General features: G+C 56.1%; 16 protein-coding genes and 1 other annotated feature. Of the genes, 3 read left to right on the top strand and 13 right to left on the bottom strand.

Annotated features, from left to right (window positions below):
* Positions 1 to 172: 172 nt before the first annotated feature.
* The 6 genes from thrC to yjjY all read right to left on the bottom strand — a co-directional run bounded on the left by thrC (position 173) and on the right by yjjY (position 6443).
* A complete protein-coding gene (gene thrC, locus NI40_RS03195; RefSeq protein ID WP_039260864.1) occupies positions 173 to 1459 on the bottom strand; it encodes a threonine synthase in 1287 nt (428 codons plus the stop codon).
* Between the two features lie 3 nt (positions 1460 to 1462).
* Positions 1463 to 2392, bottom strand: coding sequence for a homoserine kinase (thrB, locus tag NI40_RS03190; protein WP_032660770.1), 930 nt, complete (start codon positions 2390 to 2392; stop codon positions 1463 to 1465).
* Position 2393: 1 nt separating this feature from the next.
* Entirely contained in the window at positions 2394 to 4856 is a 2463-nt protein-coding gene (gene thrA, locus NI40_RS03185) for a bifunctional aspartate kinase/homoserine dehydrogenase I (protein ID WP_039260867.1), read from the bottom strand.
* Between the two features lie 24 nt (positions 4857 to 4880).
* Positions 4881 to 4998: a sequence feature (Thr leader region), on the bottom strand.
* Positions 4937 to 5005 (bottom strand): thr operon leader peptide, encoded by a 69-nt coding sequence (gene thrL, locus NI40_RS22405; protein ID WP_015572623.1) that lies wholly within the window; start codon positions 5003 to 5005, stop codon positions 4937 to 4939. Its footprint overlaps the feature before it by 62 nt.
* A 211-nt stretch (positions 5006 to 5216) precedes the next feature.
* On the bottom strand, positions 5217 to 5903 hold the full coding sequence (locus NI40_RS03180; RefSeq protein ID WP_033144591.1) for a tRNA/rRNA methyltransferase: 687 nt from the start codon (positions 5901 to 5903) through the stop codon (positions 5217 to 5219).
* Positions 5904 to 6302: 399 nt separating this feature from the next.
* Positions 6303 to 6443 (bottom strand): protein YjjY, encoded by a 141-nt coding sequence (gene yjjY / locus NI40_RS23770; protein WP_085928893.1) that lies wholly within the window; start codon positions 6441 to 6443, stop codon positions 6303 to 6305.
* A gap of 95 nt (positions 6444 to 6538) precedes the next feature.
* Here yjjY and arcA point away from each other — a divergent pair, with 95 nt between their 5' ends.
* Complete coding sequence (gene arcA, locus NI40_RS03175) at positions 6539 to 7255, top strand: two-component system response regulator ArcA (RefSeq protein WP_003856501.1); 717 nt, start codon at positions 6539 to 6541, stop codon at positions 7253 to 7255.
* A 45-nt stretch (positions 7256 to 7300) separates the two neighbouring features.
* Here the strand turns inward: arcA and creD are convergent, their stop codons facing one another.
* Genes creD through creA form a run of 4 tightly spaced genes read right to left on the bottom strand, consistent with a single transcriptional unit; the run spans position 7301 to position 11308 of the window.
* On the bottom strand, positions 7301 to 8653 hold the full coding sequence (gene creD / locus NI40_RS03170) for a cell envelope integrity protein CreD (RefSeq protein ID WP_039260870.1): 1353 nt from the start codon (positions 8651 to 8653) through the stop codon (positions 7301 to 7303).
* Positions 8654 to 8709: 56 nt separating this feature from the next.
* Positions 8710 to 10134 (bottom strand): two-component system sensor histidine kinase CreC, encoded by a 1425-nt coding sequence (gene creC / locus NI40_RS03165; RefSeq protein ID WP_039260872.1) that lies wholly within the window; start codon positions 10132 to 10134, stop codon positions 8710 to 8712.
* On the bottom strand, positions 10134 to 10823 hold the full coding sequence (gene creB, locus NI40_RS03160) for a two-component system response regulator CreB (protein WP_039260873.1): 690 nt from the start codon (positions 10821 to 10823) through the stop codon (positions 10134 to 10136). The genes creC and creB overlap by 1 nt, the downstream gene beginning before the upstream one ends.
* Positions 10824 to 10837: 14 nt before the next feature.
* A complete protein-coding gene (creA, locus tag NI40_RS03155) occupies positions 10838 to 11308 on the bottom strand; it encodes a protein CreA (protein ID WP_023334448.1) in 471 nt (156 codons plus the stop codon).
* Between the two features lie 211 nt (positions 11309 to 11519).
* On the opposite strand from creA, the gene robA reads away from it, so the two are divergent.
* Positions 11520 to 12389, top strand: a complete 870-nt coding sequence (gene robA, locus NI40_RS03150) for an MDR efflux pump AcrAB transcriptional activator RobA (RefSeq protein ID WP_033144587.1) — start codon at positions 11520 to 11522, stop codon at positions 12387 to 12389.
* On the opposite strand, the gene gpmB is transcribed toward robA, so the two are convergent.
* Entirely contained in the window at positions 12386 to 13033 is a 648-nt protein-coding gene (gene gpmB / locus NI40_RS03145) for a 2,3-diphosphoglycerate-dependent phosphoglycerate mutase GpmB (protein ID WP_023310332.1), read from the bottom strand. The two genes, robA and gpmB, sit on opposite strands and share 4 nt — an antisense overlap.
* Positions 13034 to 13083: 50 nt before the next feature.
* On the opposite strand from gpmB, the gene yjjX reads away from it, so the two are divergent.
* Positions 13084 to 13599 carry an inosine/xanthosine triphosphatase gene (yjjX, locus tag NI40_RS03140; RefSeq protein WP_023334447.1) on the top strand — a complete coding sequence of 172 codons (516 nt, stop codon included), beginning with the start codon at positions 13084 to 13086 and terminating at the stop codon, positions 13597 to 13599.
* Positions 13600 to 13627: 28 nt separating this feature from the next.
* Here yjjX and trpR read toward each other — a convergent pair whose 3' ends face one another.
* Both trpR and sltY read right to left on the bottom strand, forming a co-directional pair.
* Positions 13628 to 13957: a trp operon repressor gene (trpR, locus tag NI40_RS03135; protein WP_039260875.1), complete on the bottom strand. Its 330-nt coding sequence runs from the start codon at positions 13955 to 13957 to the stop codon at positions 13628 to 13630.
* 55 nt (positions 13958 to 14012) lie between these two features.
* On the bottom strand, positions 14013 to 15950 hold the full coding sequence (gene sltY / locus NI40_RS03130) for a murein transglycosylase (protein WP_039260878.1): 1938 nt from the start codon (positions 15948 to 15950) through the stop codon (positions 14013 to 14015).
* Between the last annotated feature and the right edge of the window lie 223 nt (positions 15951 to 16173).

Here is a 16173-nt window from a genome sequence, read left to right as displayed (position 1 = left end):
CCTAAACGCTAAGTGACCGCATTTATTGGGAATTTCTGCTTTTTTCCTGCTTTTTCTCTCCTTAATTTCTCCACAAAAAAGCCGGGTGGCGGCTTCGCCTTACCCGGCCTACGATCAGGTCGTCGTGGTCGTTGTAGGCCCGGTAAGGCGTAGCCGCCACCGGGCAACACAATCACGCGCGCGTCATCATCAGCTTACGCAGCGCGGCAAAATCTGCGGGCAGCTCATGTGACAGCAGCGGCAGGTCGGCGCGCTCGGCCAGCTCTTTCGGAAGCGGCAGCGTTTCGCCCAGGATCGCTTCCACGCTCTCTTTGAACTTCGCCGGATGCGCGGTGCCCAGGAACAGGCCATATTCACCCGGGTTAAGCTGGTCGCGCAGCGCGCGGTAGGCAATCGCCGCGTGCGGTTCAGAGGTATACCCCACCGCCTTCAGCTCGCGCATGGTCTCTTTGGTGGTTTCATCCGTCACCGCGGCGTAGCCCAGGTCACCCAGACGCCAGATCTTACGGCGGAACAGCTCTTCCACGCGCGGCCAGTTGTTCGGCTGTGACACATCCATCGCGTTGGAGAGCGTCGCCTGCGTGGCGTTCGGCGCCCACTTTCCGTCTTTCAGGAAGCGCGGCACGGTGTCGTTGGCGTTGGTCGCCGCGATAAAGCGTTTCACCGGCAGACCCAGGGATTTCGCCAGCAGACCCGCCGTCAGGTCACCGAAGTTACCGCTCGGCACGGAGATCACCAGCTGGTTGCGCGCTTCCTGCGGCAGCTGCGCCACCGCTTCGAAGTAGTAGCAGATCTGCGCCAGCAGACGGCTGATGTTGATGGAGTTGGCAGAGTTGAGACCCAAAGCCACCTTCAGCTCTTCGTCGTCGAAGGCCTGCTTGACCAGCGCCTGGCAGGCATCGAAATCGCCGTCAATTGCCACGGTTTCAATGTTGCCGCCGAGCGTACAGAACAGTTTTTCCTGCAGCGGGCTGATTTTGCCTTTCGGATAGAGGATCACTACGCGGACGTTTTTCAGGCCGTAGAAGGCATGCGCCACCGCCGCACCGGTATCGCCGGATGTCGCGGTCAGGATGGTCACCGGTTTGTCGCCGCTGATGTGGGTCAGCATCTGCGCCATAAAGCGGCCGCCGAAGTCTTTAAACGCCAGGGTCGGACCGTGGAACAGCTCCAGGCAGCCAACGTCAGGCTCAACCTGCTTCACCGGCGCCGGGAAAGCGAACGCCGCACGCACGCGCTCTTCCAGCAGCTCCTGCGGAATTTCGTCGCCGATAAACGCAGACAGAATTTTGGTGCTGCGGGTGACGAAGTCCTGCTTCAGCAGCTCGTCGATCTCGGTCAGCTGGAATTCCGGCAGGTCATGCGGGAAGAACAGCCCCTGATTTTTGCCCAGCCCCTGAGTTACCGCCTGCGCGAAGCTGACCTGCTCGTTATGATCTTTAAGGTTATAGAGTTTCATTAATTATCCCAGTACTCGTGCGCCAGCCGTGTCCAGACGGCAAATATGAACAAAGCCTTCCTGATTTTGCAGGTAGTGTTTAGAGAGCCAGTCCGCCACGCGCTGCGCGGTGTCAGGCTTGTCGCACAGGGCGAACAGCGTCGGGCCGGAGCCGGAGATGCCGCACGCCTGCGCGCCGATATCCATCGATGCCTGTCGCGCCTCGTTAAAGCCGGGCAGCAGCTTCGTGCGGTACGGCTCAGCAATGACGTCCTTCATCAGCTTCGCCGCCAGCTGCGGCTGACGGGTGTAGCAGGCGTGAATAAAGCCCGCCAGATGACGCCCGTGGGCGATACAGTCCTGGCGACGATACTGCGCGGGCAGGATCGCACGCGCTTCCGCGGTAGAGACCTTAATGCCCGGATAGGCCAGCACCCACAGCCACTCATCAAACCCTGGCACCTGCTGGCTGATGATGCCATTTTCTTCGATCATCAGCTGCATGCCACCGAGGAAGCACGGCGCCACGTTGTCATAGTGAATGCTGCCGGAGATGCGCCCTTCCAGCTCGCCCATCAACCCCAGCAGGCGGTTGTTGTTCAGCGGCTTGCCGCAGTGCTCGTTCATCGCCACCAGCGCGGCGACCACCGAACAAGCGCTGGAACCCAGCCCCGAGCCAATCGGCATACTTTTTTCCAGCGTCATGGCAACCGGCACGTTTTTGCCGATCTCCTGACAGAAGCGTTCCCAGCACTGATAGACGATATTTTCGCGCGGCTCAGACGGCAGTTTGCTGGCGAAGCGGCCGACGTTGTTCAGGCTGAAGCTGTCTGCCGCTTCCACCGTGACCGTATCGCCCAGCAGTGAACCATCCACCGGCGTCACCGCCGCGCCCAGCACGTCAAATCCGACGCTCATATTCGCGCTGGAAGCCGGGGCATAAACTTTGACCATGTTAAACTCCTAACTTCCATGACAGGGTACGCAGCAGATCGGCAAACACACCCGCCGCCGTAACATCGTTCCCTGCGCCATAGCCGCGAAGCACCAGCGGCAATGGCTGATAATAGTGGCTGTAAAACGCGAGGGCGTTTTCGCCGTTTTTGACTTTGTACAGCGGGTCGTTGCCATCCACTTCGGCAATCTTCACCCGGCACACGCCATCTTCTTCAATGTTGCCAACATAGCGCAATACCTTACCTTCATCACGGGCTTTCGCAACGCGCGCGGCAAAAGCATCGTCAAGCTGCGGCAAATTTGCCATGAATGCAGCGACATCACCGCTGCTGTCAAATTCTGCTGGCAGCACGGGTTCTATCACGATATCGGAAAGCTCAAGCTCACGGCCCGTTTCACGTGCCAGAATCAGCAGCTTACGCGCCACGTCCATACCAGAGAGATCGTCACGCGGATCCGGCTCGGTATAGCCCAGCTCGCGCGCGGCGCGGGTCGCGTCCGAGAGGCTCATCCCCTCATCCAGCTTGCCGAAGATAAACGACAGCGAGCCGGAGAGAATGCCGGAGAAACGCTGCAGTTCGTCGCCCGCGTTCAGCAGGTTCTGCAGGTTCTCGATAACCGGCAGGCCCGCGCCCACGTTGGTATCGTACAAGAACTTGCGGCGCGACTTGCTCGCCGCCAGACGCAGCTGGTGATAGTAATCCATCGACGAGGTGTTGGCCTTTTTGTTCGGCGTCACCACGTGGAACCCTTCGCGCAGGAAGTCGGCGTACTGGTCGGCCACCGCCTGGTTAGAGGTACAGTCGACAATCACCGGGTTAAGCAGATGATACTCTTTCACCAGACGGATCAGGCGGCCCAGATTGAACGGCTCTTTCGCCTCGTTCATCTCGGCCTGCCAGTTCTCCAGGTTCAGACCGTGAACATTAGTGAGCAACGCTCTGGAGTTGGCAATCCCGCAGACGCGCAGATCGATATGTTTCTTCTTCAGCCACTCCTGCTGACGCTTCACCTGCTCCAGCAGCGCGCCGCCCACGCCGCCGACGCCAATCAGGAACAGCTCGATAACCTGATCGGTGTTGAACAGCATCTGGTGAACCACGCGTACGCCGGTGGTGGCGTCATCGTTGTCCACAACAACGGAAATTGAACGCTCTGACGAGCCCTGGGCAATCGCCACGATATTGATATTGGCGCGCGCCAGCGCGGCAAAGAACTTGGCGGAAATACCACGCAGCGTGCGCATGCCGTCGCCGACCACGGAGATAATCGCCAGGCGTTCCTGAATGGCGAGCGGCTCCAGCAGCTCTTCTTTGAGTTCCAGATAGAACTCCTCCTCCAGCGCGCGACGGGCGCGCAGGCAGTCAGCCTGCGGCACGCAGAAGCTGATGCTGTATTCGGAAGAAGACTGGGTAATCAGCACCACCGAGATACCGTTGCGGGACATAGCCGCAAAGACGCGCGCCGCCATGCCGACCATCCCCTTCATCCCCGGGCCGGAGACGCTGAACATCGCCATGTTGTTCAGGTTGGAGATGCCTTTGACCGGCAAACCGTCTTCATCGGTACTCGCGCCAATCAGCGTACCCGGCGCCTGCGGGTTACCGGTGTTTTTAATCAGGCAAGGGATCTGGAACTGGGCAATCGGGGAGATGGTACGAGGGTGAAGCACTTTGGCGCCGAAGTAGGAAAGCTCCATCGCTTCCTGGTACGACATCGACTTCAGCAGCCTGGCGTCCGGTACCTGGCGCGGGTCGCAGGTATAAACGCCGTCGACGTCAGTCCAGATCTCACAACAGTCCGCGCGTAAACAGGCGGCCAGCACGGCGGCGGAGTAGTCGGAGCCGTTACGGCCCAGCACCACCAGCTCGCCCTTCTCGTTACCGGCGGTGAAGCCTGCCATCAGGATCATATGGTCAGAAGGAATTTTGCTTGCGGCGATACGGCGGGTTGATTCGGCAATATCAACGGTGGATTCGAGGTAGTGGCCCACCGCCAGCAGTTTTTCAACCGGGTCGATCACGGTCACGCTATGTCCGCGCGCTTCCAGCACGCCGGCCATGATGGCGATAGAGAGTTTTTCGCCCCGGCAGATCAGCGCCGCGTTGACGCTGTCCGGGCACTGGCCGAGAAGGCTGATGCCGTGCAGGACATGTTTGATTTGCGCGAATTCCTGCTCAACGAAGGACTTCAGCTGAGCGTGTGGGAAGCCTGGCAGCGCCTCTGCCAGCCCTTGCAGCAAGTCAGCGAAGATACGCTCTGCGTCGCTGATGTTCGGGAGTGCATCCTGGCCACCGATGGTTTTTTCAATCATCGCCACCAGATGGTTCGTGATTTTTGCCGGGGCAGAGAGCACGGTAGCAACCTGCCCCTGCCTGGCATTGCTTTCCAGGATATCGGCAACACGCAGAAAACGTTCTGCATTTGCCACTGATGTACCGCCGAACTTCAACACTCGCATGGTTCTACCTCGTTTCCTTTAGCCGAAAAAAAAGCCCGCACTGTTCAGGTGCGGGCTTTTTTTTGTTTTTCCTGTACGCGTCAGCCCGCATCGTTACCTGTGGTAATGATGATGGTTGTAGTAATGGTGGTGATGCTGATGCGTTTCATGGATGTTGTGTACTCTGTCATTATTATCTGTCTGTCCTGTATTCTTTTAGGGTTAAAGGATCGGGCACCTTAAGTCAACGAATTTTTAATTTGATCACAATTCGGGAGACTCTCACGTCCCGCTGTTTGCAGATTTATTTTCATCCGATTCGCCCAAGTGCAACCCATCAGTACAGACTTATTCACCATAGTAAAAACTTATGACAGGATTTTACTCCGCCAATTTTTTTTCAATATCGTGCAGCAAACGGTGCAGCATTGCGGTGTCCCGCTGCTCAAGACGCCCCAAACGCTGCTGCAGCCAGTCAGCCATTTTTTGATCGTCCGCCACACCCAGCTGAGACAACAGTTGCTCAACGCGAGCGCGCAGGGCAGCCAGCTGATTTTCATTTGCCCCTTCTGCCGGTGGTTGAGGGATTTGTATTAGGGAGGCTAATTGATAGCAATAGACCATGACCGCCTGGCCTAAATTCAGGGAGGGATAATCGGCGACCATCGGCGCACCGGTAAGAACGTCCGCCAGCTCCAGCTCTTCGTTGGTCAATCCGGAATCTTCACGACCAAACACCAGCGCGGCTTTATCCAGCCACTGGCTTTTCTCGCTCAACATCGGCACCAGCTCCGCTGGCGTGGCATAGTAATGGAACTTCGCACGGCTGCGCGCGGTGGTCGCAACGGTAAACGAAATGTCGTGCAGCGCATCAGCAAGCGTCGCGTAAGTGGTTATATTATCGAGGATATCGCCCGATCCGTGCGCGACCCAACGAGCCGCAGGCTCCAGGTGGGCAGCGCTGTCCACGATACGTAAATCGGTGAATCCCATGGTCTTCATGGCGCGCGCGGCAGCGCCTATATTTTCGGCTCTGGCTGGGGCAACCAGTACAATCGACAGATGCATTTATGCTCTCTTTTTAATCAGTTAGCGGGCAAAAATGTGATGCACTTCAACATATTACGCGGCGCGAATTTACAAAAATGCAACACAAATCACCGAAATAGCGTTTCATAACAAATTAAAAACGCTAAACTATTCCTTGTCTGAACAATCAGTTAGAATGTTAACAGAACACTATTATCCCCATGTTTTATAATGATAATAGCGACATGAATACCCTATTCTGATTGGATTCGCTTCGTTTATAAATCAATGTCCGCAACTAGTTGGTTTATTGAAAAATTGTGACAAAGGCTAGCATTCGGCTACGATGATTTCATCAAACTGTTAACGTGCTACAATTGAACTTGATATATGTCAACGAAGCGTAGTTTTATTGGGTGTCTGGTGTCACTTAGCCTGTTATGTTGCTGTTAAAATGGTTAGGATGACAGCCGTTTTTGACACTGTCGGGTCCAAAGGGAAAGTACCCAAGACCAAGCTAATGATGTTGTTGACGTTGATGGAAAGTGCATCAAGAACGCAATTACGTACTTTAGTCACGTTAAGCCGATCATGTTAATTTGCGACATGCATCAGGCAGGTCAGGGACTTTTGTACTTCCTGTTTCGATTTAGTTGGCAATTTAGGTAGCAAACATGCAGACCCCGCACATTCTTATCGTTGAAGACGAGTTGGTAACACGCAACACGTTAAAGAGCATTTTCGAAGCAGAAGGCTACGATGTCTTTGAAGCGACCGATGGCGCAGAGATGCATCAGATCCTTTCTGAAAATGATATCAACCTGGTGATCATGGATATTAACCTGCCGGGCAAAAACGGTCTTCTTCTGGCGCGCGAACTGCGCGAGCAGGCGAACGTCGCGTTAATGTTCCTGACGGGCCGTGATAACGAAGTTGATAAAATTCTTGGCCTGGAAATCGGTGCGGATGACTACATCACCAAGCCGTTCAATCCTCGCGAGTTAACCATTCGTGCACGCAACCTGCTGTCCCGCACCATGAACCTGGGTACGGTCAGCGAAGAGCGTCGTAGCGTAGACAGCTACAAATTCAACGGCTGGGAACTTGATATCAATAGCCGTTCGCTGATTAGCCCGAACGGTGAGCAGTATAAACTGCCGCGCAGTGAATTCCGCGCGATGCTGCACTTCTGCGAAAACCCGGGCAAAATTCAGTCCCGTGCAGAGCTGCTGAAGAAAATGACCGGCCGTGAGCTGAAACCGCACGACCGTACCGTAGACGTGACCATTCGTCGTATTCGTAAGCATTTCGAATCTACGCCAGATACGCCGGAAATCATCGCCACGATCCACGGCGAAGGGTATCGTTTCTGCGGCGATCTGCAGGAGTAATCCCGCAGTTAACGCATTAAAAAACGGCGCATTTGCGCCGTTTTTTTATTTCCAGATCCGCATCGTATCGTTATCAGATGCTGCGGGTGGCTCTGGTCGCTTCGGCTGAGAGAGCGAGTACCAGTCGAAATGCCGGGTCAGGTACATCACCGCGAACAGCGCCAGGGCAAGAACAGCAGAGCCCAGTAGCAATGCGCTGTCCTCTGAGCGCAGCAGGAACCACATCACGACATCCAGTCCGAGTAGTGCCAGCACAAACAGTCCGCTGCGTTTCCAGCTTTTCAGCACGGCCTGCAGGTACATTCCGTTCATCGCTGCGCCAACCAGGCTTGCAACAACCCAGGCTGGCGTAAACCCGACGTGTTCAGACAGCGCCAGCAACACCAGATAGAACAGGACCAGCGACAGCCCCACCAGCAGATACTGCATCGGATGAAGGCGTAATCCGGTTAAGGTTTCGAAGACAAAGAAAGCCATAAACGTCAGCGCAATCAGCAAAATAGCGTATTTAATTGCCCGGTCGGTCAATTGATACTGGTCGGCTGGCGTCGCTACCGTGACGCTAAAGGCCGGGAGCGCCTCCCACTCCGGCGACTCCTTGCCGTAGAACCAGCTCTCAAGGTTATTTGCAAACCAGCTGCTCTGCCAGTTCGCCTGGAAACCAGACTCGCCTATCTGATGCTTAACAGGGAGATAATCGCCCATAAAACCCGGATGCGGCCAGTTGCTGTTGAGCGTCATTTCGCTATTACGCCCTACCGGCACCACCGCAAAACTGCCGGTTCCCGCCAGGCTGAGGGACATATCAAGCGCAAACGTTTTGGCTTCCAGCGCTTTGTCGGTCAGCGGGATGTGGATCCCAGCAAGCGCACCGTAGACGCCTGAACCGGGTTCCACGCTTAGGGTCTCACCATTGATTTTAGAGATACTGACCGTGCCAATACCCCGCGCGTCGCCAACGCCCGTCACGATAAACGGCTGCCCTGTCGCGATCGTTTCCCCTTTCAACTGCTTCAGCTCTTCGGTATTAAACTGCGCTTTTATCTTCAGGTCCGTGTTCCAGATCTGCCCGTCATAGATACCAATATTTCTCGACTCAACGCGCTGGTTACCTTCAACAACCAGAGATTCCGGCAGAATGAAATGCATATAGCTTTTCTTGTATTCGACCTTCTTCTCGTCCTCTATCTTGTAAAAGATCTCCGTCATCGGAATCGCAATCATCGGGCCGACCAGTTTTTGCGGTCCGCTGGTACTCTGGCGAAGCGTATTTTCGACATCATTGCGGTAGCTCTCCCGCTCTGATATCAGGTTACTGACCATAAAAAGCGGGACTAACAGCAGCAGGATGCACCCCAGCAGGGTGCTAATTTTCCAGAACAGTGGGGATTTCATCATTACGTCTCCTTTATGATGAGGAGAGCGTAACCAGGCTGTGTGGGGTCAGTTTGAAGTTATGTGAAGGGACGGTGAAGTATCAGCGTGGCCTTCACGCCACCTTCATCACGATTACGCAATATAATCTCTCCCTGATGCAGACGCGCCACCTCCTGAACAAACGCCAGCCCGAGCCCGCTGCTCTTCAATCCGTTCTCGCGCGGCAGAGAATAAAAGCGTTCAAAAATACGATCCAGCGCGTAATCCGGGATCCCGCTTCCGCTGTCGGTGACGATCAGCTGTATCTGCCCCTGCTCTTCCCGGGCCGCCAGTTCAATGGCGCCGCCCTGCGGCGTAAAATCGATAGCGTTATCCAGCAAATTACCGAGCGCCTGTTCGAGCAGGTCGGGATCGCCTTCAACATGAAGCGAAGCGGGCTGGAGGGTCAGCCTAATCTCTTTTGCCGCCAGCACCGCCGAGCGGGCGTCAGCAAGACGCGTAAACAGCAGGTCGACACGGACGATCTGAGGCGTAATTTCGACCCGATTTTCAAGACGCGACTGAGTGAGCAGTTTTTCAACCAGCGACTGCATACGCGCGTTTTGCGCCAGAATATTATCGATAAACCGCGCGGCCACCTGCGGCGGCGGCTGCTCGGCGAGAATTTCCGCCGCGCCGCGTATGGCGGCGATCGGGCTTTTCAGCTCGTGGGTCAGCGCATGGACATAGTGTTCAATGTAGTTTTTCCCCTCAAGGCGAATGCGCATACTCTCCAGCGCCAATGCCAGCTTGTGCAGTTCGCTACTGCCAGGATTAGGCAGCGGGAGAGGCGTATCCGTGGTCACCGAGTCGGCATAGCGCGATAACGTCGCGATAGATCGATTGATCCACCACGCCACAACGAGGCCAATCAGCAGGGCAATGCCGAGCAGCGCCCCGCCTGCCCACAGGATCCGCCGCTCGCTGCGATGGATAACCGGTGCCATCGCGCTGTTAGGTTTCCCGACCGACACCACGCCGATAATCTTGTCCTGCTCCACAACTGGCGCGGCAACATACATCACCGTGCTTTCCGGATCGTCGGTATGGCTTTGCGTACTGCGCGCGCCGTATTCGCCGCGAAGCGTCAGCCAGACGTCGTTCCAGCGCGAGTAATCTTGCCCCACGGCCAGACCGGCGGAATCAAACACGACGCGACCCTGCGCATCGGTCATGTAGACGTGGTACTCGTTACGCACTTTATGAATCCCGCCGATATTGGCGCGGAAGGGGCGCTGATGAAGCTGAGAAAAGGCCTGCGCCAGTTTACCCTGCTGCGCATGGCCCGAAAGCAAATCATCACGCCCAATTTCAGCCAGCAGGGTCGCGGTATCGATTAACGTGCCCTCGGTTGCCCTGCGCACGCCGGGCTTTACTTCCTGAACAAAGATCGACAGCACAAACCACGCGGCGATGGCCACGATCAGGAAGTACCCTAGCAATAGCCGCATCCCAATGCGCATTAGTAAAGGCCCAGACTGTAGCCCATACCGCGATGGGTGCTGATGGGTGACATTTCCTCGTTAACCGCCCGCAGTTTGGCGCGCAGGGTTTTGATGTGGGTGTCCACGGTACGATCGAAGCTGTCGCCGTCTTCACCCCATACCTTGTCCATGAGCTGCTGACGAGAAAAGACCCGCCCGGGGGCCTGCAACAAGGTTTTGAGCAGCAAGAATTCATAGCGGGTCAGGGGCAGTGCTTCACCGCACCAGCTAATTCGCGCGGCAGGCTCGTTCAGTTCAAACTGCCCGATACGCAACGTTGCTGATGGTGCGACGGATTTCTGCATGCGCCGTAAAATCGTCCGCACCCGGGCGCAGACTTCACGAGGGGAGAAAGGTTTCGCAACGTAGTCATCAGCCCCCATTTCCAGGCCAAGCAGCTTGTCTACCTCATCACTGCGCGCCGTCAGAAACAGCACGGGCAGTGAGGGATGCTGCGCCAGCAGCTGGCGGCAAAGCTCAAATCCACTGATGTCCGGCAGCCCGACGTCCAGAATGGCGAGCGCCGGAGCCTGCCGCCGCGCCTCCTCCAGCACGGGTAAACCGCGTTCAAACGCCTTTACCGCGAATCCTTCCTGCTGAAGCATGTAGATCAGCGTATCGGCGATACTGGTTTCGTCTTCAACCAGCCAGACCACAGGTTGTTGCATAGTTCATCCCTGAATTAATGCCACGGCATAATCGGCACCGCGCTGATCGCGTTTTTCGGCGAGCCTTCCACCACTTTGTCAGAGTAGGCAAGGTACGCCAGAGTGTTGCGTTTGGCATCATAGAAACGCACCACCTGCAGTTTTTTGAACACCAGCGAAGTCCGTTTCTGGAACACCACGTCGCCCTGCGCTTTGCCGTTTTTAATTTTATCGCTCAACTCAACCGGCCCCACCTGCTGACAAGAAATCGCCGCATCGGAGGTATCTTCCGCCAGTCCCAGCCCGCCTTTGATACCGCCCGTTTTCGCGCGGCTGACGTAGCAGGTGACGTTTTTCACGTCCGGATCGTCAAACGCCTCCACCACGATTTTGTGGTCCGGGCCGAACATTTTGAACACGGTATCGACGGAGCCAATCTGTTCTGCCTGCGCCACACGCCCAACCATCAACATCAACGCGGTGAAGATCAAAGTCTTGTATTTCATATTGTTACCATTCTTTAAAATTACACTGAGCGATTATTCAACACTTTAGACAAAAATGTAGCAAGATCACAGGATTAGAATATATCTGCCTGTAATGTGCTCTAAAAAGCATGAATGCGCAAAAAAAACACTGAATGCTAAAACATCAAAAAATGCTATTATCCGCTAACCTGTTATCAGGCACCTGCTGTTTTAAGGATGAGGATAGTATATGGATCAGGCTGGAATTATTCGCGACCTGCTCACCTGGCTGGAAGGTCATCTCGACCAGCCTTTGTCACTGGATAATGTGGCGGCTAAAGCAGGCTATTCCAAGTGGCATCTGCAAAGGATGTTCAAGGATGTCACCGGTCATGCTATCGGGGCCTATATTCGCGCACGTCGTTTATCAAAATCTGCTGTGGCATTGCGCCTGACCGCGCGGCCTATTCTGGATATTGCCCTGCAATATCGTTTCGATTCACAGCAGACCTTCACCCGCGCCTTTAAAAAACAGTTCTCGTTGACGCCAGCGCTTTATCGTCGCTCGCCTGACTGGAGCTCGTTTGGCATGCGTCCGCCGCTGCGTCTGGGCGAGTTCGCGATGCCAAAATACGAAATTGTCACGTTGCCTGAAACCCATCTGATCGGCACGACACAGAGTTACTCGTGCTCCCTGGAGCAGATTTCAGAGTTCCGTCATCAGATGCGCGTCCAGTTCTGGCGCGACTTCCTGAGCCACGCACCGACGATCCCGCCAATCCTGTATGGCCTCAACGAAACGCACCCAAGCCAGGAAAAAGACGACGAGCAGGAGGTGTTCTACACCACCGCGCTGACGCCAGAGATGGCCAATGGGTATATTCAGGGTTCGAAGCCAGTCGTGCTGGAAGGCGGCGAATACGTGATGTTCGCCTATGAAGGGCTGGGAACGGGGGTTCAGGAGTTTATCCTGACCGTTTACGGAACCTGCATGCCGATGCTGAATCTGAATCGCCGTAAAGGTCAGGACATTGAGCGCTACTACCCGGCGCAGGATGCCAAACCGGAAGAAGGCCCAATCAATCTGCGTATGGAATTCTTGATTCCGATACGTCGTTAACGCTGCAGTTCGTCAAGCGCAGGGGCATCAAGATGCGAAATGTCCCCTGCCATCTCCACTACCCAGCCCGACGCCAGCCACGCGCTTTCCTGATAATCAATCCGGGAAATGGAGCAGTTGCGCAGGCGCAAACGGCGCTCAGCGTAAGCCGGTAACCCCAGAATGGTGCTCACCAGGCAACCCAACGCAATCCCGTGACTCACCAGCAGCGGACGGCTTCCCGCCGGCAGCTTCAGGCATTCCGCCAGGGCGGCATGCATGCGTACGCTAAGCTCCTGCATGGATTCGCCTTCAGGAATACGGCCATCTTCGGTACCGTTCACCAGCGTGCGGCGCCAGCCCTCCTCCGCTTCCGTCAGCGTATCGATATGACGTTTCTCCAGCACGCCCATATCCAGCTCGCGCAGGCGCGGCTCCAGCATGACGTCGCAGCCGCAGGCATCTGCGATGATGCGCGCCGTCTGCTGTGTGCGACCTAAATCGCTGGTAATCACGTGGGTAATGCCCAGCGTTCTGGCGCGTTCCGCCACCTGCCACGCTTGCTGCACACCCTTCTCGGTGAGAGGACTGTCTGACTGGCCTTGAATACGTCGCTCGGCGTTCCACTGCGTTTCACCGTGGCGAACAAGGTATACCTGTAACATGCTTTTTTTCCGTTATACTGCGATGAGTTTTTTTTGAATCGAGCTTAATTATGCACCATGTTGTCTCTGCTACCACTAATCCTGCCAAAATTCAGGCAATTCTAAGGGCATTTGACGAGATCTTCGGCGCAGGATCCTGCCATATTGAGGCCATCGGCGTCGAGAGTGGCGTACCTGAACAGCCGTTTGGCAGCGAGGAAACGCGCGCTGGCGCACGAAATCGCGTGGCAAACGCTAAGGCCGCAGCACCGAATGCTGATTTTTGGGTAGCGATTGAAGCAGGTATCGACGAAGGCGCAACCTTTAGCTGGGTTGTCATCGAAAGCCGCGAGCAGCGCGGTGAAGCGCGTTCGGCCACCCTGCCGCTGCCGGAGATCATTCTGGAAAAAGTCCGTGCGGGTGAAGCGCTCGGGCCAGTGATGTCGCAGTACACCGGAATCGATGAGATTGGCCGTAAAGAAGGGGCGATTGGCGTCTTTACCGCAGGCGCGCTGACGCGTTCAGGCGTTTATCATCAGGCCGTGATTCTGGCCTTAAGCCCGTTCCATAACGCGATTTATCGGTAAGTTTTTTTGGCCGGATAAGGCAAAGCCGTCATCCGGCGTCTTTCAGCAATACCGCTTCCAGCCACTGGCGCAGCTCAACCGGGGCCGACTTCAGACTGTTCGAGCCGCGGGTGATCGTTGCAATACCCGCGCCGAGCTCATTTTTCAGCTCGCGCTGGCTCATCTCTCCGCGCAGCAGCTCTTCAATGATCCGCACGCGGGTGCCCAGCGCCTCGCGCTCGTCCGGCGTGAGCATCAGCTGCATAAGGGGTAAGTGCAGATCCTGTTCGTAAGACTGACGCAGCAGCTCCACAAAACGAAGCCACTCCAGATGACGTTGTTCGGCCATTGCCGAGGAATACGGGGAATGCTGGGTCATGTTATGCTGCCTCTTGTACTCTTTAGCGAGTACAGCATAACACAACCCACGCCGATCAGTAACGTCTCTGCCACTCGGCATCGCTCATCAGGGTATCTTTCTGCCCCATGAAGTAGCGATAGTAAGCGTCATAGGCCAGCACGTTCTTCACGTAGCCGCGCGTTTCCGAGAACGGGATGCTCTCCACAAACGCTACCGCGTCGATGCGTCCGGCGCTGTTGCCGAGCCAGGTGCGTACGCGCCCAGGACCCGCGTTATACGCCGCCGAAGAGAAGATGCGGTTATTGCCGAACTGCTGATACACGTACTGGAGATAGCTGGTACCGATGTTGATGTTGGTATCCGGATCCAGAAGCTGCGACGGACTGCTGTAGCCAGGAATATTAAACATCTTCACCGTGTGCGTCGCCGTGCCCGGCATAATCTGCATCAGGCCGCTGGCGCCCACCGGGGAACGGACTTTCGGGTTCCACGCGCTCTCCTGACGGGCAATCGCCATCGCGTAGCTTTGCGGGATATCTTTGCCGCTGGTGTAGCGATCGAACAGATCTTTGTACGCCAGCGGGAAACGCTCTTCCAGATGATCCCAAAGCTTGCCTGCGATCGTCGCCTGCACGCTGAGATCCCACCAGTGATTATCAAACGCATAGCGGGCAAGCTGGGCTTTCTCATCGGTGGTGCGACTGGTCACCAGATTCGCCCACTCGCTGCGCGCGGTGTTATCCATATTCCAGTACATCAGCTCGCGAACGCGCGCCATTTCTGGCCCCTGCGTCAGCGCCGGGTTCGCGTTGGCAGGCGCTTTATCTATACGGAAGGTGTATTCCTCGCCCAGACGCTGCGCGGCAGCCATTGGGTAAAACCCGCGCTGCTGCATCAGCGAATGGAGGATCTCTTTGGCCTCATCATCACGACCGCGCTCCATCAGCAGATCGGCCTGCCAGTAGCGCCATTCGTCTTTCTCTTTGGCCTCCATGGGCAACCGCGCGAGCCAGGTATTCAGCCCACGGCGATCGCCCGTGCCCAGCGCCATGCGCACGCGGCGTTCCACCAGCGACGTAGAATTCGAACGCATAATGGCATCGTCACGCCAGCGCGCCTGTTCATCGGTCACATCGGTGCCCATCAGTCGCCACGCCACGATGTCGCGCAGCTCCTGGGTTTGCTCCTCATTAAGCTGCTGCGCCTGCACCAGCTGCGGGATCATCAGCCGCGCGTTTTCGACATCGTCACGCGCCACGTTGGCAAAGGCCACCGCCGCCATCTGGCGGGTAAAATCGGTCGCGCCCGTGCTGCGGGCAAAGGTCAGGACGCTGTTTGGATCGTTAGCCAGCGAGATAACCGCCGTGGAAATCGTCTGGTAATCGGACGGCATCTGCCCCGCCAGCGTGGTCACCAGACGCGTGTTGCCGGCTTTCATCGCCAGACGGATGCGTTCAAGGTAGGAGAGCGGATCCTGCTTGCCGGAAGCACGCCACGCGCTAAACAGGGAATCACAGGCGTTCGGCTGGTTTTTTCCGGTCAGCCAGAGCTCTTTCGCTCCGGCCCAGGCCTCTTCCTGCTGGCCGGTCGCCCATTTTGCGTAGTAATAGTTACACTGCGCTTCGGTGGCGTTCGGCTTTTCAGGGCTAAACGCCAGCAGTCCGCGCCAGTCTTCGCGACGCGCCAGCTCATTCACAAAGCGAGACTGCAGATTTCGGGCTGGCGGCAGGGTTGGGTTCGCCTGAATGAAGTTATTCACGGTGACGGTAGGCTGGTTCATCAGATCGTCGGTTATCTGGCGATACTCCAGATACGGATACAGCGGATAATCCTTTAGCGTCGGCATCAGCGCCTGCACGGTATCCATCTGCTTGTTGTCCCACGCCTGTTTAATCTGGGCGTAGCGGTTACGTTGTTCATCCAGTGAATCGGCATGCACCGCCTGGCTTACCGCCATTACGCATACGCTGGCAGCCAGCAGACGCCAGACCACCCGTTTGGCTTTTTCCACAAGCTCTTCCTCATTGTTTTTTCGTCAATTGCAGCGTCTTGCCACGTCAAAGTCTAATTAACTTATGCTAACCAGGCATCCTTCAACGCGCCACGTCATGGACACTTTTTTACCTTTCTTGCGCGTTTTAACACTCCCGACGTTCCTGGCTGGGATTAGGACGTGAAAAAGGCTACACTTCGAGGCTGAAATTCCTTCTCATTACGATAAAAGAGGCGAAGTC

The organism is Enterobacter sp. E20 (assembly GCF_000801755.2).
Classification (GTDB): Bacteria; Pseudomonadota; Gammaproteobacteria; order Enterobacterales; family Enterobacteriaceae; genus Enterobacter; species Enterobacter asburiae_B.
The sequence above is the reverse complement of the archived record's forward strand: the minus strand, read 5'-3'. Positions and strand labels throughout refer to the sequence as shown.